Source organism: Kribbella sp. DT2, assembly GCF_049844575.1.
GTDB lineage: Bacteria > Actinomycetota > Actinomycetes > Propionibacteriales > Kribbellaceae > Kribbella.
On sequence record NZ_JBNCLH010000002.1, the window covers coordinates 121322 to 140976 of the forward strand.

General features: G+C 68.5%; 20 protein-coding genes and 1 pseudogene. 13 read left to right on the forward strand and 8 right to left on the reverse strand.

The features are described 5' to 3' along the window. Positions 1-14: 14 nt before the first annotated feature. The 9 genes from ACLQ2O_RS09320 (at position 15) to ACLQ2O_RS09360 (ending at position 10831) form a co-directional block, all read left to right on the forward strand. Positions 15-590 carry a winged helix-turn-helix domain-containing protein gene (locus tag ACLQ2O_RS09320; RefSeq protein WP_425829330.1) on the forward strand — a complete coding sequence of 192 codons (576 nt, stop codon included), beginning with the start codon at positions 15-17 and terminating at the stop codon, positions 588-590. Next, on the forward strand, positions 580-1803 hold the full coding sequence (locus ACLQ2O_RS09325; RefSeq protein ID WP_425829332.1) for an MFS transporter: 1224 nt from the start codon (positions 580-582) through the stop codon (positions 1801-1803). Before ACLQ2O_RS09320 ends, ACLQ2O_RS09325 begins: the two co-directional genes overlap by 11 nt. 32 nt (positions 1804-1835) lie before the next feature. Beyond that, complete coding sequence (locus tag ACLQ2O_RS09330; RefSeq protein WP_425829334.1) at positions 1836-3152, forward strand: acyl-CoA dehydrogenase family protein; 1317 nt, start codon at positions 1836-1838, stop codon at positions 3150-3152. Then, positions 3152-4363: an acyl-CoA dehydrogenase family protein gene (locus ACLQ2O_RS09335; RefSeq protein WP_425829336.1), complete on the forward strand. Its 1212-nt coding sequence runs from the start codon at positions 3152-3154 to the stop codon at positions 4361-4363. Before ACLQ2O_RS09330 ends, ACLQ2O_RS09335 begins: the two co-directional genes overlap by 1 nt. 145 nt (positions 4364-4508) lie before the next feature. Next, the gene (locus ACLQ2O_RS09340; RefSeq protein ID WP_425829338.1) at positions 4509-5435 is read left to right on the forward strand and encodes an ABC transporter ATP-binding protein; all 927 of its coding nucleotides are present in this window, start codon (positions 4509-4511) and stop codon (positions 5433-5435) included. Beyond that, the gene (locus ACLQ2O_RS09345; RefSeq protein ID WP_425829340.1) at positions 5435-6781 is read left to right on the forward strand and encodes an ABC transporter permease; all 1347 of its coding nucleotides are present in this window, start codon (positions 5435-5437) and stop codon (positions 6779-6781) included. Before ACLQ2O_RS09340 ends, ACLQ2O_RS09345 begins: the two co-directional genes overlap by 1 nt. Before the next feature lie 94 nt (positions 6782-6875). Continuing rightward, positions 6876-9551 (forward strand): phosphoesterase, encoded by a 2676-nt coding sequence (locus tag ACLQ2O_RS09350; protein ID WP_425829342.1) that lies wholly within the window; start codon positions 6876-6878, stop codon positions 9549-9551. Between the two features lie 6 nt (positions 9552-9557). Next, complete coding sequence (locus tag ACLQ2O_RS09355; RefSeq protein ID WP_425829344.1) at positions 9558-9932, forward strand: BlaI/MecI/CopY family transcriptional regulator; 375 nt, start codon at positions 9558-9560, stop codon at positions 9930-9932. Beyond that, the gene (locus tag ACLQ2O_RS09360) at positions 9929-10831 is read left to right on the forward strand and encodes a M48 family metalloprotease (protein WP_425829346.1); all 903 of its coding nucleotides are present in this window, start codon (positions 9929-9931) and stop codon (positions 10829-10831) included. Before ACLQ2O_RS09355 ends, ACLQ2O_RS09360 begins: the two co-directional genes overlap by 4 nt. Before the next feature lie 46 nt (positions 10832-10877). Here ACLQ2O_RS09360 and ACLQ2O_RS09365 read toward each other — a convergent pair whose 3' ends face one another. The 7 genes and pseudogenes from ACLQ2O_RS09365 to ACLQ2O_RS09395 form a co-directional block, all read right to left on the reverse strand. Next, positions 10878-11096 carry a DUF3253 domain-containing protein gene (locus ACLQ2O_RS09365; RefSeq protein ID WP_425829348.1) on the reverse strand — a complete coding sequence of 73 codons (219 nt, stop codon included), beginning with the start codon at positions 11094-11096 and terminating at the stop codon, positions 10878-10880. Continuing rightward, entirely contained in the window at positions 11009-11398 is a 390-nt protein-coding gene (locus ACLQ2O_RS09370) for a hypothetical protein (protein WP_425830952.1), read from the reverse strand. Before ACLQ2O_RS09370 ends, ACLQ2O_RS09365 begins: the two co-directional genes overlap by 88 nt. Then, complete coding sequence (locus ACLQ2O_RS09375) at positions 11379-13025, reverse strand: cytochrome b (protein WP_425829350.1); 1647 nt, start codon at positions 13023-13025, stop codon at positions 11379-11381. The genes ACLQ2O_RS09370 and ACLQ2O_RS09375 overlap by 20 nt, the downstream gene beginning before the upstream one ends. 159 nt (positions 13026-13184) lie before the next feature. Then, entirely contained in the window at positions 13185-14489 is a 1305-nt protein-coding gene (locus tag ACLQ2O_RS09380) for an APC family permease (protein WP_425829352.1), read from the reverse strand. Positions 14490-14647: 158 nt separating this feature from the next. After that, positions 14648-15685, reverse strand: a complete 1038-nt coding sequence (locus ACLQ2O_RS09385) for a hypothetical protein (protein WP_425830954.1) — start codon at positions 15683-15685, stop codon at positions 14648-14650. 13 nt (positions 15686-15698) lie between these two features. Next, positions 15699-15752 (reverse strand): annotated as a pseudogene (locus ACLQ2O_RS09390) (hypothetical protein); the annotation flags it as partial. Then, positions 15752-15910, reverse strand: a complete 159-nt coding sequence (locus ACLQ2O_RS09395) for a hypothetical protein (RefSeq protein ID WP_425829354.1) — start codon at positions 15908-15910, stop codon at positions 15752-15754. The pseudogene ACLQ2O_RS09390 and the gene ACLQ2O_RS09395, both read right to left, overlap by 1 nt. Before the next feature lie 30 nt (positions 15911-15940). Here ACLQ2O_RS09395 and ACLQ2O_RS09400 point away from each other — a divergent pair, with 30 nt between their 5' ends. Both ACLQ2O_RS09400 and ACLQ2O_RS09405 read left to right on the forward strand, forming a co-directional pair. Next, a complete protein-coding gene (locus tag ACLQ2O_RS09400) occupies positions 15941-16369 on the forward strand; it encodes a hypothetical protein (RefSeq protein ID WP_425829356.1) in 429 nt (142 codons plus the stop codon). A gap of 260 nt (positions 16370-16629) precedes the next feature. Further along, positions 16630-17226 carry a hypothetical protein gene (locus tag ACLQ2O_RS09405; protein ID WP_425829358.1) on the forward strand — a complete coding sequence of 199 codons (597 nt, stop codon included), beginning with the start codon at positions 16630-16632 and terminating at the stop codon, positions 17224-17226. Here the strand turns inward: ACLQ2O_RS09405 and ACLQ2O_RS09410 are convergent. Next, positions 17223-17444, reverse strand: coding sequence for a cryptochrome/photolyase family protein (locus ACLQ2O_RS09410; protein ID WP_425829360.1), 222 nt, complete (start codon positions 17442-17444; stop codon positions 17223-17225). The genes ACLQ2O_RS09405 and ACLQ2O_RS09410 overlap by 4 nt on opposite strands. A gap of 695 nt (positions 17445-18139) precedes the next feature. On the opposite strand from ACLQ2O_RS09410, the gene ACLQ2O_RS09415 reads away from it, so the two are divergent. Further along, positions 18140-18838 carry a GAF and ANTAR domain-containing protein gene (locus tag ACLQ2O_RS09415; protein WP_425829362.1) on the forward strand — a complete coding sequence of 233 codons (699 nt, stop codon included), beginning with the start codon at positions 18140-18142 and terminating at the stop codon, positions 18836-18838. A 48-nt stretch (positions 18839-18886) separates the two neighbouring features. After that, complete coding sequence (locus tag ACLQ2O_RS09420; protein ID WP_425829364.1) at positions 18887-19615, forward strand: GAF and ANTAR domain-containing protein; 729 nt, start codon at positions 18887-18889, stop codon at positions 19613-19615. Positions 19616-19655: the final 40 nt, after the last annotated feature.

Here is a 19655-nt window from a genome sequence, read left to right on the forward strand (position 1 = left end):
TTACGCTGTGCCCCATGAGTGATCAGACACCGGCGGGCGACATCGTTCTGGACGTAACTGCTCTGCGGGTGCTCGCTCACCCGATGCGGCTGACTTTGCTGGAGCACCTGCGGCAGCGTGGTCCAGCGACGGCGCGACAGCTTGCGGAGCACTACGAGATCGACTCTGGTGCGGCGAGCTACCACCTGCGGCAGCTGGCGCACGGAGGTCTGATCGAGGAAGACACCCAGCGTGGCACCAAGCGCGACCGCTGGTGGCAGGCTCGGCACCAGTCATCAGTGCACGATCCTGCTAGCGGTGCTCCTGACGAGCGAGAGGACAGTCGCGGTTACCTGCATGCGGTGCTGCTCGCGTACAGCGAGCAGCTGCGACGGTTGGCGTACGCCGCGCCGCTGCTGCCCGACGAGTGGTACGAAGCGTCGACGTTCAGCAACTACACGCTGCGCTTGACCCCGGCCGAGCTCACCGCACTGAAGTCAGAGCTGGCTGCAGTCATCAAGAAGCACCGCCACGGCCACGACGAAGCTGGAACGCCGGTAGCCCTTCAGCTGCACGGGTTCCCACTGCTCGAGCCGGACGATGACGTATAGCGGCACCACCCCCACGGCTGCCTACCGGGACGGCAATGTTCTGCGCTGGGCGACGGCGTACGCCGCATCGGTCAGCGGTGACGTCGTCTTCTTCTTGACCCTGTCCTGGGCGGTGACCCGGGTTGCCGGGCCGGCTCAGGTCGGCGCGGTACTGGCCGTCGGAGCCGTTCCTCGGGCGCTGCTGATGCTGGTCGGCGGAGTGGTCGCCGACCGGTACGGACCGCGCCGAGTGGTGATCGGCAGCGACTTCGCCCGATGCGTGATCATCGCCTGCGCTGCCGCGCTGACGCAGTTCACCGCGGGCGGGCTGCCACTGCTGTACGCCGTCGCGCTGGTCTTCGGCGTGATCGACGCGCTGTTCATGCCGGCCGTGGGGGCTCTGGCGGCCCGCCTCACCGACCCAGGACAACTCGGCAGGGTGCAGGGACTGCGGGTGCTGGCGGTCCGGGTCAGCAACGCGGTCGGCCCGATGATCGCCGCGATCGTGCTGACCGCCGCCGGAGTCGCCGCGGGCTTCGGTCTGGCCGGGCTGCTGTTCAGCCTGTCCTTCGGTCTCCTCCTGGCCGTCCGCCTGAACAGGGGACAGGCCGCCGAGCGTTCGACCGGCTCACCGTTGGACGATCTGCGGGACGGGCTGCGGTACCTCCGGAGAAACCGGCAGCTGGCCCGCCTGGTCGTGGTGGTCGGGCTGAGCGAGCTGTGTTTCAGCGGTCCGTTAGGAATCGGTCTGGTCCTCCTGACCGCCGAACGGCATTGGGGTCCGGCCATCCTCGGCTGGGCCCTGAGCGTGTTCAGCATCGGCGGTGCGGTCAGCGGAATTCTGCTCACCGTTCTGCCCCGCATCCCGCGAGCGGGGGTCGCGCTCGTGGGTGCCCTGACAGCTACCGCCGTACTGGTTGGCGCCCTGGGCCAGGTCACGACCGCCGGCGCCCTGATCGTCGGTGCCGCCGCGCTCGGAACGATCAGCGGCCTGGCCATGGCTCTCGGCAACGCCTTGCTCCAACGCGCGACCGAACCTCGGTATCTCGGCAGAGTCGGCTCGGTGACTTCCCTGTGCACCATCGGCCTCAGCCCCCTGCTCTACCCGGTCGCAGGCCTGGTCGCGGCCGCGTGGGGAACAGGAGTCTTCTTCGCCGGATGCGCCGTGGTGTGCCTGCTGGCCGCGGTCACCGCCGCGACGTCGCATCCGGTCCGCGACAGTCGGCTCGCGTGACTTGGGTTGTAACTTCGGTTTACAGTTGCGGCATGAGTGACCAGGCGGTGCGCACCGGGCGGGACGCGATCGGGTACGGCGTCGCGCTGCTCAACAAGCTGGCCAGGTCACGGGCGATCGATCGGCTCGGGTTGCGAAAGCGGACCGAGAGGGTGGTGTTCGAGGCGACCCGGACCGGGTTCCGCACAGCCGGGGCGCTGACCAGGAGCTTCACCGCCGCGACCAAGCTGGGCAGGCCGGCGCGGCTGCCGTCGGCGCGGGGGACCGGGCGGTTCGACCTGACGCCGACCGAGGATCAGCAGATGGTGGTCGGCGTCGTCGCCGAGTTCGCCGCCGAGGTGCTGCGGCCGGCCGCGGCCGACGCCGACACAGCCGGTACGACGGACGCGAAGGTCCTGGAGCAGTCCGCCGAGCTCGGGTTGAGCCTGATCGAGGTCCCGGAGGAGCTCGGCGGGATCGTCACCGAGCGCTCCGCGATGACCGGCGTACTGGTCGCCGAGGCGATGGCGTACGGCGACATGGGCCAGGCGGTCGCGTGCCTCGCGCCGGCCGCGGTCAGTACGGCGATCTCGCTGTGGGGCGACGAGATCCAGCAGGCGACGTACCTTCCGCACTTCACCGTCGAGAACGTGCCGGCTGCCGCGCTGGCGATCGTGGAGCCGCGGCCGCTGTTCGACCCGTTCACGCTGAAGACCCGCGCGATTCGGCAACGCACCGGGTACCTGCTGAACGGGGTCAAGTCGCTCGTCCCGCGCGGCGCCGAGGCCGAGGTGTTCGTGATCGCGGCGCAACTGGAGGACCAGGGACCGGCGCTGTTCCTGATCGAGTCCGACCACCCCGGCGTGACGATCGAGGCCGAGCCGTCGATGGGACTGCGGGCCGCGTCGCTCAGCCGCGTGATCCTCCAGGACGTGCCGGCCACTCAGCTCGGGACCTTGGAGGACTACGCCGAGTGCGTGCGGCTGTCGCGCCTCGGCTGGTGCGCGTTGAGCCTCGGTACGGCGAAAGCGGTGCTCGACCACGTCACGCCGTACGTGAACGAACGGACCGCGTTCGGTGAGCCGATCAGCCACCGGCAGTCGGTCGCGTTCATGGTCGCGAACATCGCGATCGAGCTGGAAGGGATGCGGCTCGTCACGTACCGGGCCGGATCGCGCGCCGAACAAGGGCTTTCGTACGCCCGCGAGGTCGCGCTGGCGCGGCGGCTGTGCACGGACAAGGGTATGCGGATCGGCACCGACGGCGTCCAGCTGCTCGGCGGGCACGGCTTCGTCAAGGAACACCCGGTCGAGCGGTGGTACCGCGACCTGCGGGCCGTCGGCGTGATGGAAGGCGCGGTGCTGGTCTGATGATCAACCTGGAGACACCCCGCAAGTTCCGTGCCTTCGTCAACCAGGCGCACCAGGTCGCGGCCGAGATGCTGCGGCCGAACTCGCGGCGCTACGACCTGGCCGAGCACGAGTACCCGAAGGAGCTCGACCTGCTGGCCGCGCTTGTCGACGGGCTCGGTGCGAGCGGGACCGGTTCGGGTGCGGGAGCCGGCGGCGTACGGCGTACTGAAGGTGACGATGACGGCAAGGTGAAGAACGGCTCCAACCTGTCGTCGGTGCTCTCGATCATGGAGATGTGCTGGGGCGACGTCGGCCTGCTGCTGTCGATGCCGCGGCAGGGCCTGGGCAACTCGGCGATCGCGTCGGTCGCCTCGGACGAGCAGCTGCGCCGCTTCGACGGGGTGTGGGCCGCGATGGCGATCACCGAGCCCGGCTGCGGGTCGGACTCGGCGAGCATCCGGACCACCGCGCGGCGCGACGGCGACCACTACGTGATCGACGGCGAGAAGATCTTCGTCACCGCCGGCGCCCGCTGCGACGCGGTCGTGGTCTGGGCGACCGTCGACAAGTCGCTCGGCCGGGCCGCGATCAAGTCGTTCGTCATCCCGAAGGACACGCCGGGCCTGACGGTCGAACGCGTCGAGCACAAGCTCGGCATCCGTTCCTCCGACACCGCCACGATCCGCCTGACCGACTGCCGCGTCCCCGTCGAGAACCTGCTCGGCTCCCCGGACGTCGACCCCGACAAGGGTTTCGCGGGCGTCATGCAGACCTTCGACAACACGCGCCCCTTGGTCGCCGCGATGGCCGTCGGCTGCGCCCGAGCGTCCCTCGAACTCACCAAAGAGCTGCTCAAAGAGGCCGGCGTAGAGATCGACTACGACCGGTCGGTCCACCTGCAGACCTCGGCCGCCGCCACCTTCCTCCAGCTGGAAGCCGACTGGGAGGCCGCCTACCTGCTCACCCTGCAGGCCGCCTGGATGGCCGACAACGCCCGGCCCAACTCGCTGCAGGCCTCGATGGCCAAAGCCAAAGCAGGCCGTACGGCGAACGACGTCACCCTCCGCTGCGTGGAGCTGGCCGGCTCCGTCGGCTACTCCGAGCACGAGCTCCTGGAGAAGTGGGCCCGCGACTCCAAGATCCTCGACATCTTCGAGGGCACTCAGCAGATCCAGCAGCTGATCGTGGCACGCCGGCTGTTGGGGAAGACCTCGGCCGAGCTCAAATAGGTTGTTGTGTGGGCCGGCTGTTCGCCGAGCGCGGCCGACTCCTACATGGTGTAGGTCTGTTCCTCAGTTGTTCAACTGGCCGTCCTCGGCGGGGGATGTATTCGCGCCTAATGTTTCCTGGTCAACGGCCGCCAGGAAGGGAACCATGGACGCTCCACTCGCTGTCCGTGCTCGTGGGATCAAACAGACCTTCGGCGAGGTCGTCGCGCTCGATGGCGTCGAGTTGACCGTGCCCGCCGGGCAGATCCACGGCCTGGTCGGACCGAACGGTGCGGGAAAGACGACCTTGCTGGGGCTGCTGCTCGGGCTGGCCGTCGCCGACGACGGCAGTCTCGAGATTCTCGGTACGCCGGTCGGGCGTGCGCTCGCGGTCCCCGAAGGCGTCGCGGGCTTCGTCGACGGGCCAGGGCTCTACCCGTCGCTCACGGCGCGCCAGAACCTCGCCGCACTCGCCGCACTCCGTGGTGACGACGCCATGGCGAAGGGCATCGACGACGTCCTGGCGCAGGTCGGGCTCACCGATGTCGCCGACGACCGGACCCGCGGGTTCTCGCTCGGCATGCGCCAGCGCCTCGGGCTCGCGGCGGCGTTGCTCACCCGGCCGCGGTTGCTGATCCTCGACGAGCCGTCGAACGGTCTCGACCCGGCCGGCAAGAAGCACGTGTACGACGTACTGAAGCGGCTCGCCGCGGACGGGACCGCCGTGGTGCTGTCCAGCCACCGGATGGACGACGTCGAGGCGCTCTGCCACGAGGTCACGATCTTGTCGACCGGCCGGGTCGCGTTCTCCGGGCCGCTCAGCAAGCTCGCCGCGGAGAACAGCGAACTCGACTACCGGATCGTCACGTCCGACCAGGACGCCGCGAGGAAGGTGGCCGGCGACACCGACGGGCTCAGGGTCGGTGGCGAGCCGGGCGACGACGTGCTGGTGGTGTCCGGTCCGGTGCCTGTGCTCGACGAGCTGGTGAAACGACTTGTCCACGCGGACGTCGCAGTGCGGGAGCTGGCGCCGGTGATGTCGCCGCTCGAGGCCGCGTTCCTCGCCCTGACCTCCGAAGGGGAGACCAACTGATGGCCGCCGGAGTTGCCGAAGCGCCAGTCGTGTACCGGGTCTCGGTCGCTCGGGGCTACCGGTTCGAGCTGGTCAAGCTGTTGTCGCAGTGGCGGGTGCGCCTGCTGATCGTCGCCTGCTGGATCGCGCCCGCGGTGTTCGTCGCCGTGGTGAGCCGGCAGGCTTCGCTTCCGGTCGACACGTTGTTCGGCCGGTGGATGCACGCGACCGGGTGGGCCGGACCTCTTGTCCTGCTGGGATTCTCGGGCTCGTGGGCGCTGCCCCTGCTGACCTCGCTGGTCGCTGGGGACGTGTTCGCGTCCGAGGACCGGCTGGGGACCTGGCGGCACCTGCTGGTCGCCGTACGGTCGCCGCGGCGGATCTTCGTCTCCAAGGCGCTGGCGAGCCTCACCGTCATCCTGCTGCTCGTCGTCGGTCTGGTCGCGTCGAGCGCGCTCAGCGGGATCGTCGTCGTCGGCAACCGGACGCTGACCGGGCTCGACGGGCACCTGCTGTCACCCGGTGACGCGGCGGGCAAGGTCCTGCTGGCGTGGCTCTGCGCGCTCGCGCCGACGCTGGCGCTGGCCGCGATCGGTCTGCTCGGGTCGGTCGCGCTCGGCCGGTCCCCGATGGGTCTGCTACTGCCGGCCCTGGTTGCGTTGGCGATGCAGATCATCCAGATGCTGCCGGTGCCGGTCGCCGTGCGGCTTGCTCTGCCCGGCTACGGGTTCATCAGCTGGAACGGGCTGTTCACGAGTCCGGGGCAACTGAAACCACTCCTGATCGGCATCGTCGTCAGCCTGGTCTGGGCTGTGGTCGCGACGGGCCTGGCGTACTTCCTCTTCGTACGACGGGACTTCACCAACCCGACCCACGACGGCTCGGGCCGCCTGGCGCTCGTCGCCGGTGCGCTGCCGCTCGTCGTCCTGTTCGGGCTGACCGCGGCGGTCGTCGTACCGGCGACCGGGGCGACCGGCTCCGGCGTCGACCAGGACAAGGTCCAGCGCGCGCTCGCCACGGAGTTCGCGCACCTCTACCGCCTGCAGACCCAGCAGCTGAACCGTCCGGCCGTCACCGAGGAGCAGTTGCAGACCTCGGCGGCCTGCACCAAGGGCGGCGACCAGGTCGCCGCGGAAGGCCCCGGCAACGACTGGCGCTGCGTCGTGTCCTGGCACGTGCCGGATGTCGAGGCCGCCGGCTCGGCCATCTATCAGCTCGACATCAATCCGGTCGGGCGGTACGTCGCCGACGGGGACGGGCCGAAGGAAGTCAACGGCTACTTCCTGGTCCGCACCCCGAACGGCGACGAACCGAACCCGCTCTGGCAGTTCGACGGCTTGGTCGAACTGCTTCCGTCCACCCCCTGAAGGGACCAAACTCATGCAGGTAACACGCCGCAGGCGTGACAAGGAGGGCCGGTCAGGCCTCCTTGGCCGGCGATTCAGCCGGCGAGCGACCGTCGTGACGGCAGGGACGACGGCACTCGCCGCCGCCCTGGCCGGGACGGCCGTCGCCTCGACCCAGCAGTTCGGCACCGACCGCGTCGGTCAGGTGACCGGCGACGGCCAGGTCCTGTCCAGCGATCAGTACGTCGCGCCGTACGGCGACCGCCTGCTGCTGCAGAAGGGCAAGATCATGTCGTCGACGGTCAGCCCCGACGGCAGTCACCTGGCCGCGTCGATCACCGACGGCGGGATGGCCCTGACGGTCGTCGACCTGAAGAACTGGAAGGTGCAGCAGTACGTCGGCAACAACGCCGCCGCCGACCTGAAGATCCCGGGCAACGACATCGGTCAGGAAGGCCCGACGTACTCGCCCGACGGCACGCAGCTGTGGCTCGGCCAGACCGACGGTTACCGCCGGTTCACCGTGCAGCCGGACGGCTCGCTCGCCGACCCGACGTTCGTGACGATCGCCGCGGACGGCGCGCAGCACGCGCTGGTCGGCGAGGCGGTCTTCTCGGCCGACAGCGCGACCGTGTACTCGGCGGTGAACGGCCAGAACCGCGTCGTCGCCATCGACACCGCGACCGGCACGATCAAGCAGAGCTGGACGGTCGGCAACGCGCCGCGCGACCTGATCCAGGTCGGCTCGAAGCTGTACGTCAGCAACGAGGGCGGCCGCCCGGCCAGGCCGGGGGAGCCGACGATCAACTCGTACGGCACCCAGGTGCCGGCCTCGCAGATCACCGCGGCCACCACCACCGGTACGGTCAGCGTAATCGACCTGGCCAAGCCCACTGCGGCTCCGGCGAGCATCGCTGTCGGACTGCACCCGACCGCGCTCTACACCCGGAACGGCGCGGTGTTCGTCACGAACACGGCGACGAACTCCGTGTCGGTGATCGACACCAAGCGCGGCAAGGTGACGCAGACCATCGCGACGCAGCCGTGGACGGAGGCGTCCGTCGGCTACGAGCCCAACGGCGTCACCCTGACCGACGACGGTCACCTGCTGGTGACGCTGGGCCGCGCGAACGCGGTCGCCGTCTACAAGTACCGCAACGCTCTCGAGCCGGTCAGCTACGTCGGACTGCTGCCGACGGACTACTTCCCGGCCGAGATCACCACTGTCGGCAAGGACGTCGTGGTCTCCAACACCCGTGGTGTCGACGCCCGGCGGGACACCACCGCTGCCGGCCACGGTACGCACGACACGACCTCCAGCCTGACCAAGTTCCAGCTGCCCGACGACCACACGATCCGCGCGAGCACCGACAAGGTGTTCCAGCAGAACGGCTGGACGAAGAACGCGGCGCAGACGGCGAACAAGGGCCAGGGCAAGAAGAAGCCGGTCCCGGTCCCGGTGCGGATCGGCGACCCGTCGACGATCAAGCACGTCTTCCTGATCGTCAAGGAGAACCGCACGTACGACCAGCTGTTCGGTGACATTGCCGAGGGCAACGGTGACCCGGCGCTGGCGCAGTACGGCGAGAACGTCACGCCGAACCAGCACGCGATGACCGAGCAGTTCGGCCTGTACGACAACACCTACGACGTCGGCACGAACTCCGCCGAAGGGCACAACTGGCTGATGCAGGCGGACAACCCGGAGTACACCGAGTCGTCGGCCGGTGAGTACCTGCGCAGCTACGACACCGAGGACGATGCCCTCGGCCACCAGCGGACCGGGTTCATCTGGACCGGCGCGCAGGCGGCCGGCAAGACCGTGCGCGACTTCGGTGAGTTCCAGCAGTTCCTGACCAAGCCGGCCGACGCGACCTGGCAGAACCTGTACTGCGACACGAAGAACATGGCCGCGACCGGTCAGAACACGGCGTACCCGATGGTGTCGTCGTCGCCGATCCCGTCGCTGAACGACGTTTCCCTGCCCGGCTTCCCGAAGTTCGACACCGCCGTCCCGGACCTGTACCGCTACGAGATCTGGAAGCGGGAGTTCGAGAAGAAGGGCCCCGCCAGCCTGAACATGTTCTGGCTGTCCAGCGACCACACCGGTGGGCCGCCGAGCGGCGCCGCGCAGGTAGCAGACAACGACCTGGCCACCGGCAAGATCGTCGACGAGATCTCGCACAGCAAGTACTGGAAGGACTCGGCGATCTTCGTGGTCGAGGACGACTCCCAGGCCGGCACGGACCACGTCGACGGTCACCGGGCGCCGATCCAGATCATCAGCCCGTACGCGCGGCACGGTGTCGTGGACAGCCGGTACTACACGCAGATCACGATGATCCGCACGATCGAGCAGATCCTCGGGATCAAGCCGATGAACCAGAAGGACACCGCGGCCACGCCGATGGCCACGGCGTTCACCCAGACGCCCGACTTCACGCCGTTCCGGGCGGTGCCGAACCGGACGTCGCTGACCGCCGGCCTGCCGGCGCCGCCGCCGTGCGGTGCCGACGTGCCTGCCGCCCAGAACCCGAACGCGGCGCCCGCGCCGAAGGCCGTCGTACCGGCTTCTCAGCAGACGGTCGCGGCGCAGTGGGACAGCTGGAAGACGCAGCAGAAGCTCACCGGGCCCGACGCCCGGGCCGACTTCGCCAACCCGGCCCAGCTGAACCACTTCGACTGGTACCAGGCGCACGACTGGTCGACGCCGTACCCGGGGGAGAGCAGGATCTTCACCCCGGCCGACGTACCGGGTGCTGTGATCCCGTCGGCTGAGAACGACGGCTGACTCCTGATGACCGACAGGGGTGTGCGGAGAGGCGCCGGGGAGCTGGAGGCGCAGGTGATGGCCGCGCTCTGGGCCTCCCGCACGCCCTTGACGACGTCGGAGGTCCAGACGGAGACCGGCGGCGGGCTGGCGTACAACACGCTGCAGACCATCCTGACCCGGCTGACGGTGAAGGGGCTGGTGGAACGGGCCGAGCGCGGCCGGGCACACACCTACTGGCCGACGAAGGACGGGGCCGCTTCGGTCGCCGGGCAACTGCGGACGACGCTGAGCGGTGTCGAGGACCGGGCGGAGGTGCTCCGCGAATTCGCATCGGTTCTCGATGACGACGAGGCGCGGATCCTGCGGCAGTGGCTGTCGAGCAGGACGGAGGAGTCGTGAGGGTCTGGGTCTACCTGCCGCTGCTGCTGAGCATGCTGGTCCCGGTGGCCGCGGCGCGGATGGCCAGGTTGCTCCGCCCCACCGCGGCCGTCCGCATCGCGACGACCGGAGTGACGGTGGCCGCGCTGGCGTGCACGTGCAGCCTGACCCTGCTGTCGTTGACGTTGTTCGACGACCTGCCGCCGCTGTCCGCCTTCGACGACCGACCGGAGCTCGGCCTTCCTGAGCCGGTGCCCGACTGGTTGGGGTTGATCGCGGTCTCGCTTCTGGTGACCGGCCTGATCCGTCTGGTCCGTGAGCTCGTACGCCGTCGTCGGGTCGTCCACGAGCTGCAGGCGATCGGATCCCCGTACGCCGGACTGGCCGTCGCCGACCTGCCCGAACCGTTCGCTGCCGCGATCCCGGGCCGGCCGGGGCACGTGCTGGTCACCTCCGGAATGCTGCGCCTGCTCACCAGTGCCGAGCGACAGGTCCTGCTCGCGCACGAACAGTCCCACCTCGAGCGGCGCCACCACCGCGTCGTGGCGATCGCGGCCTGCTCGGCGGCGATGAACCCGCTGCTGTCCAAGCTCAGCACCCTGGTCACCTACCTCGTCGAGCGAGCGGCCGACGAGGACGCCGCCGCCAAGGTCGGCGACCGCACGGTCGTCGCCCGCGCGGTCGCCAAGGCTTCCCTGGCCGGGCCCGGCGGACCCGCGCCGGCGCTGGGGCTGCACGGCTCGAACGCGGTCGAAAGGGTCACGGCGATCGCGGCGCCGCAAGCCCCGAACCGCTGGCGGGCGACGACCGGGGTGGTGGGCTTGAGCGTCGTACAGCTCCTGGTCTGTGCTGTGGCGATCGAGAAGTTCACCACCCTCGCCGGCACCTGGCTGGGTCAGCTCGTTGACGCCGGCAGGTGAAGGTCGGCGGCGTGGTCCTCTGCGCGCCGGAGCGTTCGAGGCTGATCTACCATCGCGGGCCGCGTGCAAGACGGATCGGTCCGACCGCGGTGCCTACGTCGACATCAGCCCCCTGTTGACGAGCCACGATCAATCCCTCCCGAGACAGTTCGGCCGTCACTTCTCGTGTCGTGTCCATCAGCTCACGCCACGACTCACCTCCGACGACCCGGGCGGCATCGCTGGGGCAGATGGTGGCGTCGGGAGACCGATGGCGCAGCAACACGCGGATGGCCGCCGCCAGACGTGAACGTCGGCCATCGGGAGTGGGCGACCACCAGGGTCGCCTCGTTCCCCCAGCGCCACCTTCGCGTCCTGAACCCGAGGACGGGCCACCTCCGGATCGTCACGGACGAGCCGACGGGCGGCCATCAGCTCGCTCACCAACTCGCGGCGCAACGACTCCGGGATGGCCGGGTCCGCAGCGCGCCACCGCCGACCGGACACGATCAGGTACCGGCCGTCCTCGGTCTTCTCGCCGTCATCACTCACCACCGGGCCATCGTCCTCATCGATCGATCGTGCCATCCACCGAAGCTCTGCCGACCTCGACGTCGTCGTCGGGGACGTCATCGTGCCGGGACGCCTCCACCTCGTCGCGGGTCGGTGTCGGTACGACGTCCGCGAAGTAGAAACGAGCGAGCGCGGCGCGGAACCCGTCGCGGCGGCGTCGGGGTGCGGGCAGTCCGTTGCCGTCGGTCGCCGGTCCGAGTTCGAAGGGTGGTGGCTGCTCGTGGGCGGTCAAGGCGTAGGCCTCGTACGGCGAGATCGGGGTGTGCTTCTCGGCGTACCCACCATCCGGCGAGCGCGTGATCACGCCGCTTTCCAGCCCGTGCAGCACGCGATCGCGATCGGCGCGTTGCAGGGACAGTGCGATCCGGCGCGTGATCCAGAAGGCGGTCACCGGACCGAGGAAGATCAGGACGCGGCAGGCCCAGGTAATGGCGTTGATCGAGAGGTGGAACTGGGTGGCGACGATGTCGTTGCCGCTGTTGAGCCACAGGACGCCGTAGAAGGTGACGATGCCGGCGCCGATGCCGGTCCGCGTCGGGGCGTTGCGGGGCCGGTCGAGCAGGTGGTGCTCGCGCTTGTCGCCGGTGATCCACTGCTCGAGAAAGGGGTAGAGGGCAACGAATCCGATGAACAGCGGTGGCATCAGCAGGGCCGGTACGACGACGTTCCAGCTGATCGTGACGCCCCAGAAGTGCGACTCGACACCCGGCATCAGACGGACGGCGCCGTCCAGCCAGGCCATGTACCAATCGGGTTGCGAGCCGGCGGTGACTTCGGCGGGGTTGTAGGGGCCGTAGAGCCAGACCGGGTTGATCTGCAGGAGTGCGCCCATCAGGGCGAGGACGCCGAAGACCACGAAGAAGAAGCCGCCGGCCTTGGCGGCGTACACGGGCAGCAGCGGGTAGCCGACCACGTTCTTCTCGGTCCGGCCGGGGCCGGGGAACTGGGTGTGCTTGTGGTAGACGACCAGCATCAGGTGGACGGTGATCAGCGCGAGCAGAATCCCTGGGACGAGCAGGACGTGCACGGTGAAGAAGCGGGAGACGAACTCGTCGCCGGGGAACTCGCCGCCGAAGATGAAGAAGCTCATCCAGGTCCCAACCACGGGCGCGGCGAGGATCAGCCCCTCGGTGATCCGCAGGCCGGTGCCGGACAGCAGGTCGTCGGGCAGGCCGTACCCGATGAAGCCCTCGATGATGCCGAGGAACAGCATCACGACACCGATCAGCCAGTTGAGCTCGCGCGGCTTGCGGAACGCGCCGGTGAAGAAGATCCGGAGCAGGTGGACACTCATCGCCGCGACGAACAGGACGGCGGCCCAGTGGTGGATCTGGCGCATCAGCAGCCCGCCGCGGATGTCGAACGAAATGCGCAGCGTCGACTCGTAGGCCTCCGACATCGGCAGGCCCTTGAGCAGGCTGTACGAGCCCTGGTACTCGACCTCGGCCATCGACGGCCTGAACCACAGCGTGAGGAAGACCCCGGTCAGGATCAGGATCACGAAGCTGTAGAGCGCGATCTCACCGAGCATGAACGACCAGTGGTCGGGAAAGACCTTGCGCAGGTTCTTCTTGCCCAGCTTGGCGATCCCGGTCCGCTCGTCGACCCAGCGCACCGCTGTGGGCAGTTCTTGCCGGACCATTGATCGACCTCGAATCTGGGACCCCGGTTCGCTGGGAGCCCCGCCGAGAACTTATGCATAAGTGATGCAGTGCCTCGTGGCTACTGTAAGGCCGAATGCGGAGCCGAAGCGTCGTTGCACAACTTTCGGCCGGTTTCAGGGTCGCTGCGAATCAACCGGTCAGCGGCCTGCTCCATGACTGTTGCCAAACCGGCCCACCTGATGGACCCGGTTGGATTTGCGGGCGGCGACCACGCCGAGGATCAGGCCTGCGGCGACGAGGGCGCCGCCGCGGAGCCAGACGCCGGCTTCGATCTGGGTGAACAGCAGGAGGCAGGAGGCGATGCCGAGGACGGGGACGATGGTCGGCGCGCGGAAGTGGTCCTCGTCGACTGGTTCGCGTCGGAGTACGAGGACAGCAAGGTTGACCGAGGTGAAGACGACCAGCAGGAGCAGGACGAGGGTGGAGGCGAGCTGTGCGACCTCGCCGGTGAGGGCGAGCAGGAGTGAGAGCGCGCTGGTGATGGCGATGGCGACCCACGGTGTACCGCGGCCAGGGAGCAGCCTGGTGAGGGTGTGGGGGAGTAGCCCGTCGCGGGCCATTCCGTAGGCGAGTCTGGAGGACATGATGCCGGTGAGCAGGGCGCCGTTGGCGACTGCGACGAGGGCGATGGCGCTGAAGATCCAGGTCGGTACGCCGCCTGCGACGCGGACGACCTCCAGGAGAGGGCCGCTGGACTCCACGAGCTGGTTGGTCGGTACGGCGGCGCTCGCGACGATGCCGACCAGGAGGTAGACCAGGCCTGCGGTCGCGAGGGCGCCGAAGAGTGCGCGCGGGTAGGAACGGCGCGGATTCTTGGTCTCCTCGGCGATGTTGACGGAGGTCTCGAAGCCCACGAAGGAGTAGTAGGCGAGAACGGCGCCGCTGAGCGTCGCGGTGATCACCCCTCCGCTCGACGTACCGACTTCCGTGAGCCGACCGAGGTCCGAGTCGCCGCGGGCGATGACCCAGGCGCCGAGACCGATGACGAGCAGCAGGCCCGACACCTCGATGGCTGTTGCGACCACGTTGGCGCGGAGTGAGTCTTTGATGCCGTACGCGTTGAGCAAGGCGAGGGCGGCGAGGAAGATCAGGGCGACGAGTGCCGGCGGCGAGGTGACGAACTCGGCCAGGTACTCACCGCCGAAGGCACGGGCCAGCGCGGCGACCGAGACGATGCCTCCGGCAAGCATGCAGAATCCGGTGACGAATCCGACGAACGGGCCGAAGGCACGGTGAGCGTAGTACGAGGCACCGCCGGCGCGGGGGTACTTGGTCACCAGTTCGGCGTACGACGTCGCGGTGAGCAGCGCGAGGACGAGGGCGAGGACGAGTGGAAGCCAGACCGCGCCGCCGGATTCGGCTGCCACTTGGCCGACCAGGACGTAGACCCCGGCGCCGAGGATGTCGCCCAGGATGAACAGGTAGAGCAGCGGAGTGGTCACTTCTCGTCGCAGAGCCATACGTTCCTGTACCCAGTGCTTCACCGCCGAGTGCTGGCCGGGAAGACCTGTTTCAGGCGGGGCGAAGGTCACGTCCGCGGGGAGGCCGCCGCCTACGCTCGGGCCAAGGCCACCCGCGCTGTGCTCGTCCAGCTGCAGCGTCACCAGCAGGGGAGCGTCACGGGATGCTGTTTCCACGGGCTTCTTCCTGGTGGACGAGTTCGGGGAGGTCTTTGAGACGGGTGCGGGCGGTCAACTGCCGGGCGATGCGCTGGTTGCCCTGGAGGCGGTCGGCGTTGCGGTCGAGGAACCACCAGTAGCCTGCGGTGAAAAGGGCAGGCGTCGGGGCCGACGCGGAGACGGGGGTTGTAGCGGCAGTCGCCGCAGAAGTCGCTCATCTTGTCGATGTAGGCGCCGCCGGCGGCGTACGGCTTGGTCGCGAGCAGGCCGCCGTCGGCGTACTGGGACATCCCGACGACGTTGGCGACCATGACCCAGTCGTAGCCGTCGACGAAACTGCGGTGGAACCAGTCGGTGACTTCGTCGGGGCGCCAGCCGCGTTGCATGGCGTAGTTGCCGAGGACCATGAGCCGGGGGATGTGATGCACCCAGCCGTGTTCCCGTACGCCGCGCAGGACCTCGGACAGGCAGCGGGCCTCGACGGTGCCGTCGGCGTCGAGGGTCGTGAACCAGTCGGGCAGGTGCCGGCGGGCCTGCAACTTGTTGCTCTGGCGGTAGTCGTGGCCGAAGTGCCAGTACAGGTGCCACATGTAGTCGCGCCAGCCGATCAGTTGGCGGACGAATCCCTCGACGGACGCCAGTGGTGCGTCGCCGTTGCGGTAGGCGTCCTCGGCGCGCTCTACGACCTCCACCGGGTCGAGCAGCCCGAGGTTGATCGGTGCCGACAGCAACGAGTGGGCCATCCAGTCGTCCGCGGTGAGCATCGCGTCCTCGTGCGGACCGAACCCTGGTAGGCGGTTGGCCACGAAGTCGCGCAGGGCGTGCAGCGCTTCCCGCCGGGTCACGGCGAACCGGCGGGGACCGTCGTCACCGACGAAGCTGACGTCGCCGTCGCGCTCCCAGCGGTCCAGATCGGCTCGGACCTCCTCGTCGATCTCGTCCTCGGCCGGCCACCACGGCTCCGCCGTACCGAGCATCGGCTGCTTCGCGGTTGTCGTGGTCGAAGTTCCACCGGCCACCGACCGGGTTGCTGCCTTCCATCAGTACGTCGAGCCGGACGCGGGCCTCGCGGTAGAAGTCCTCCATCAGCAACCGTTCGAACCTCGTCGGCCGGCCCAGTCCTCGAAGTCCTCGCGGCTGGTGGCGAACCCCCGGGCCGGGAGCACCTCGACGCCGTCCAGGCCGCGTACGAACCGGTCGGCGGCGTACGAGGTGGGTTGGCAGACGCTGAGTTCTTCGGACACCTGGCTCAACGCCTCCCGGTAGGTGCCGGTGTGAACGAACGTGACGCGGTCACCTTCACTGAACTTGGCAAGTGCGCGCGGCCGGACCGCGTTCCGAACCATGGCGATCCCGCCATCTCATCGTTTGGCCGTGAGACCGATGATCGTTCCTTGCCCAATTCGGTGTCGATATCCCATCGCGGACTCCGACGTGCCCGATGTCAGGCGCCCGGATCGGGCGCCTCCGAGATGGGAGACCTGCTGATGGAACCGCTGATCATGATGGCGTCCCTGCGCCACACTGCGACCGATGTGGAGCAGTCCAACCCGCGCTATCCGATCGATCCCTGGCACCCCAGCCGCTGGCCCCTCCCGGAACGCCCCCGCGAACCAAGCGTTCAGGGTCGAGACCGTCGCCTTCCCCTGCTGACCTGGACGGCGTTCCTGCGGCGGTGCAGCAGGCCGTTCATGACCAGATGACTACAAGCTGCGCCAAACGCGGCGGAAGTCGACCATGCCGCCATGGTGGCGGTGGCATCCGAGCTGCTGGAACGACGAGCTTCGCTGAACCACTTGAGGCATACGCTGCGGTGGTGTCCCAGGCTTCCGGAACAGTTGACGCCCAACCAGTCCGAACTGTCCGGCAACTGGTCGCAGCGCAGTGCTCGAGAACCTTGGGTACTCGGGCCCTGGCTCGATGTCTGGGATTCGTCGTCTTGCTTTCTGCAGGTTCCACGGCTTTGAGCGTGGTCATGGACGGCAGCGAGGGGTTTGACCGGATTTACGACGAGATGACCTACGGCCCCGGATGGGCGAATGGGCTTGTTCCCCGGGCGATCCTGGCGATCTGGGCCGTGACTGTCGTCGCCGAGCGGCCGGCTGGCCGGGCGACGCGTGCGGAACTGTCGACTCGAGTGGGGATTGTCGCAGTATTCTCCGGAGTCGTCGCGCTCGTCGTGGCCGCCGCCGGATTCGGGTTCACGACCATGGTCGCAAGTCTGAACAGCGACTGGCTGCCATATGTCCTGCCGGCCGACCATCTACGTCAGTTCGCCGAGTACTCGCTGATCACCGTGTGGGTGTGCGTGGCCTCGGCCTTGATCGGAAGCGTGGTCCGGCACCGAGGCAGTGCCATCGCGGTGGCCATTGGGTGGCCCATCGTGTGGTACTGGCTGGTCATCACCTTCACCGAGCCCTACACGAAGCGCCACGAGTTCGTGAGCGACCTCGCATTGCCGTTGCAGATCGGCTGCACGATCGCACTGCTGATTGCCGCCATGCTGTCGGCCCGGAAGCCGAAGAATCAGCCCGGCTCACAGCAGAGTTCAGTCAACTAGTCGAGTTCGGCTGCGCGGTGCCGCAGCGCGGACAGCACCAGATGAGCCTTCTGACGATGGAACCGCCGCCGGGCGAAGACCGCTCTCGATTCGATCAGCAGGACCGGCTGGTCCCGCGAGTCCACGAAATGTGGTCCCAGCTGGTCTGCGAACAGCCACCGTGGCTTCACGAAGGGGAAGTACCCAATCGTCAGCGTCAGTGTCCGGCGCGGTTTCATGGTGTCGCGGACGGGTACCGCGTGGTGACAGCAGTCGCTGCCCCAGCCCCCGGCGGCGCTCCGAGGAGTGCCTGTCTGGGGGTCCCATGCTCCAATCAATCCATTCCGATGGTGACCCCCGATCGGGAACGGACGGTGTCGGCGAGTTGGCGGCGGAGCGCGGCGCCCTGCTGGAGGCTGCGGGCGACGGAAATCCACACGCCGTCGGTCAACTGTGTGATCGTCACGGCGCTGCGCTGATTTCCGTGGCTCGTGCGATCCTGGGCGACTCCGTGCGGGCCGAAACTGTCGTCGTCGAAGTCATCGCTCGTGCGTGTACCGATTCGGGGTCGACCGCTGCCGCCGCGGCAGCCTGCGGCGTGAGTTGGCCCGTCTGACCTACCTGCACGCGACCGGCTGTCTTGGCGGAACAGAACCGCCGGAGCGCGACTCGGCGATCGCGCTGGTGCGGTGCGGGGATCACACGCTCGCCGATGTCGCCGAAGTACTTGGTCGGCCCGAGCACGTTGTCGCGGCCCTGTTGTGCTCCGGTCTGAAGGACCTGGAAGACACGGACCGGCGCTCGTCGGAGAGCGCTTCTGCGAGTGCGCGACGCCGGAGCGGTGTCGCGGCGTGGCGTTCCCGGCGCGCGAGTCCCGGCACAGGGCGGTTGTGAGGCAGTGTCGTCACTTCGCGTACGGCAGATTCTGCTCGAGGTGCTGGAGGGCGATCAGCCTGATCCTCCGGGGCTCGACGGAGACACCGTTTGGCGTCGGTTGTGCGTATCGGCCGCCAGGGCGGTGCCGATCAGCGGTGCCGGAGTGGCGTTGATGACCGCGACCGGCCACGGCGGCACCCTTGCGGCGACCGACGGACCGGCCGCGGTGATGGAGAACCTCCAGCAGACCCTTGGTGAAGGTCCGTGCCTGAACGCGTTTCGTGACCGGAGACCGGTGCTGGAGCACGATCTGGCCCGGGCGGCAGCGCGCTGGCCCGGGTTTGCACCTGCTGCCGCCGAGTCGGGGATTGCGGCGGTCTTCGCGTTCCCGCTCCAGGTGGGCGCCATCCGGCTCGGCGTACTCGATCTCTCCCGCGACGTCCCCGGGCCGCTGGACAGTCTGCAGCTGGCCGAAGCACTCGATCATGCGGCCGCGGCGACGACCATGCTGCTCGATCTGCAGTACGACGTGTCGTCGGGTGGGCTGCATCCTCAGGTCGCCGAGGCGGCCGACAGCCACCGGGAGATCCATCAAGCCACCGGCATCATCACCGTCCAGGCGTCAGCGGGCCTCAACGAAGCCCTACTGCTCTTGCGCGCTCGCGCCTACGCGGAGGGACGCCCCATCCACGAACTCGCCGCGGATGTGGTGGCCCGACGAGTGACGTTCCGAGCCGAGGACGACCATCATGAATGAAGACCTCAAGTCCACAGGGCACCTCCGGGTCCGGAAAGGCGGTAGCAGATGAGCAGGGAGCAACGCCTCGCGGAGGTGTTCATCGAGCTCGCCGACACGCTCGTCGACGACTACGACGTCCTCGACCTTCTCCACACCCTGTGCGAGCGCAGTGTGGAACTCCTGCAGGCTGATGCGGCCGGCCTGATCCTGGCCGACCAGCGCAGCGTCCTGCACGTGATGGCCTCCACCACCGAGCAGGCCAACCTGCTGGAGCTGTTCGTCCTGCAGAACGACGAAGGACCGTGCCTGGACTGCTACTCGACCGGCGAACAGATGGTGAACATCGACCTGGGCGAGGTCGAGGAACGCTGGCCGAAGTTCCGCGCCGCGACCACCGCGGCAGGTTACCGCTCCACGCACGCCGTCCCACTGCGCCTTCGCGGGCAGGTGATTGGCGCGCTGAACCTGTTCTGCACCGACCGCGTTACCCTCACTGACGCCGACATCGCGCTGGCTCAGGCGCTCTGCGACATCGCGACTGTTGGCCTGTTGCAGGAGCGCACGGTACGCCGGAGTGAAGTGCTGGCCGAGCAGCTCCAGTCGGCGCTGAACAGCCGCATTCTGCTCGAGCAGGCCAAGGGGGTGCTGTCCGAGCGCGCCGGAATCGGTGTCGACGATGCGTTCGTCCTGATGCGGGCCCACGCCCGACGCAACCACCAACAACTCGGCGCTGTCGCACGCGGCGTCATCGACGGCAGCCTCCCGTCCTCCGAACTCACCGCCGACGGTCACTGACCCCGGCGCCCTCGCCAGGCGCTGACGCGGTCGGTCATGG

What these genes read in the sequence shown, in the direction of transcription:
- ACLQ2O_RS09320 (WP_425829330.1), top strand. Translation starts at nt 15, where the DNA reads ATGAGTGATCAGACACCGGCGGGCGACATCGTTCTGGACGTAACTGCT.
- ACLQ2O_RS09325 (WP_425829332.1), top strand. Translation starts at nt 580, where the DNA reads ATGACGTATAGCGGCACCACCCCCACGGCTGCCTACCGGGACGGCAAT.
- ACLQ2O_RS09330 (WP_425829334.1), top strand. Translation starts at nt 1,836, where the DNA reads ATGAGTGACCAGGCGGTGCGCACCGGGCGGGACGCGATCGGGTACGGC.
- ACLQ2O_RS09335 (WP_425829336.1), top strand. Translation starts at nt 3,152, where the DNA reads ATGATCAACCTGGAGACACCCCGCAAGTTCCGTGCCTTCGTCAACCAG.
- ACLQ2O_RS09340 (WP_425829338.1), top strand. Translation starts at nt 4,509, where the DNA reads ATGGACGCTCCACTCGCTGTCCGTGCTCGTGGGATCAAACAGACCTTC.
- ACLQ2O_RS09345 (WP_425829340.1), top strand. Translation starts at nt 5,435, where the DNA reads ATGGCCGCCGGAGTTGCCGAAGCGCCAGTCGTGTACCGGGTCTCGGTC.
- ACLQ2O_RS09355 (WP_425829344.1), top strand. Translation starts at nt 9,558, where the DNA reads ATGACCGACAGGGGTGTGCGGAGAGGCGCCGGGGAGCTGGAGGCGCAG.
- ACLQ2O_RS09370 (WP_425830952.1), bottom strand. Translation starts at nt 11,398, where the DNA reads ATGGCACGATCGATCGATGAGGACGATGGCCCGGTGGTGAGTGATGAC.
- ACLQ2O_RS09375 (WP_425829350.1), bottom strand. Translation starts at nt 13,025, where the DNA reads ATGGTCCGGCAAGAACTGCCCACAGCGGTGCGCTGGGTCGACGAGCGG.
- ACLQ2O_RS09410 (WP_425829360.1), bottom strand. Translation starts at nt 17,444, where the DNA reads ATGAAACCGCGCCGGACACTGACGCTGACGATTGGGTACTTCCCCTTC.
- ACLQ2O_RS09420 (WP_425829364.1), top strand. Translation starts at nt 18,887, where the DNA reads ATGAGCAGGGAGCAACGCCTCGCGGAGGTGTTCATCGAGCTCGCCGAC.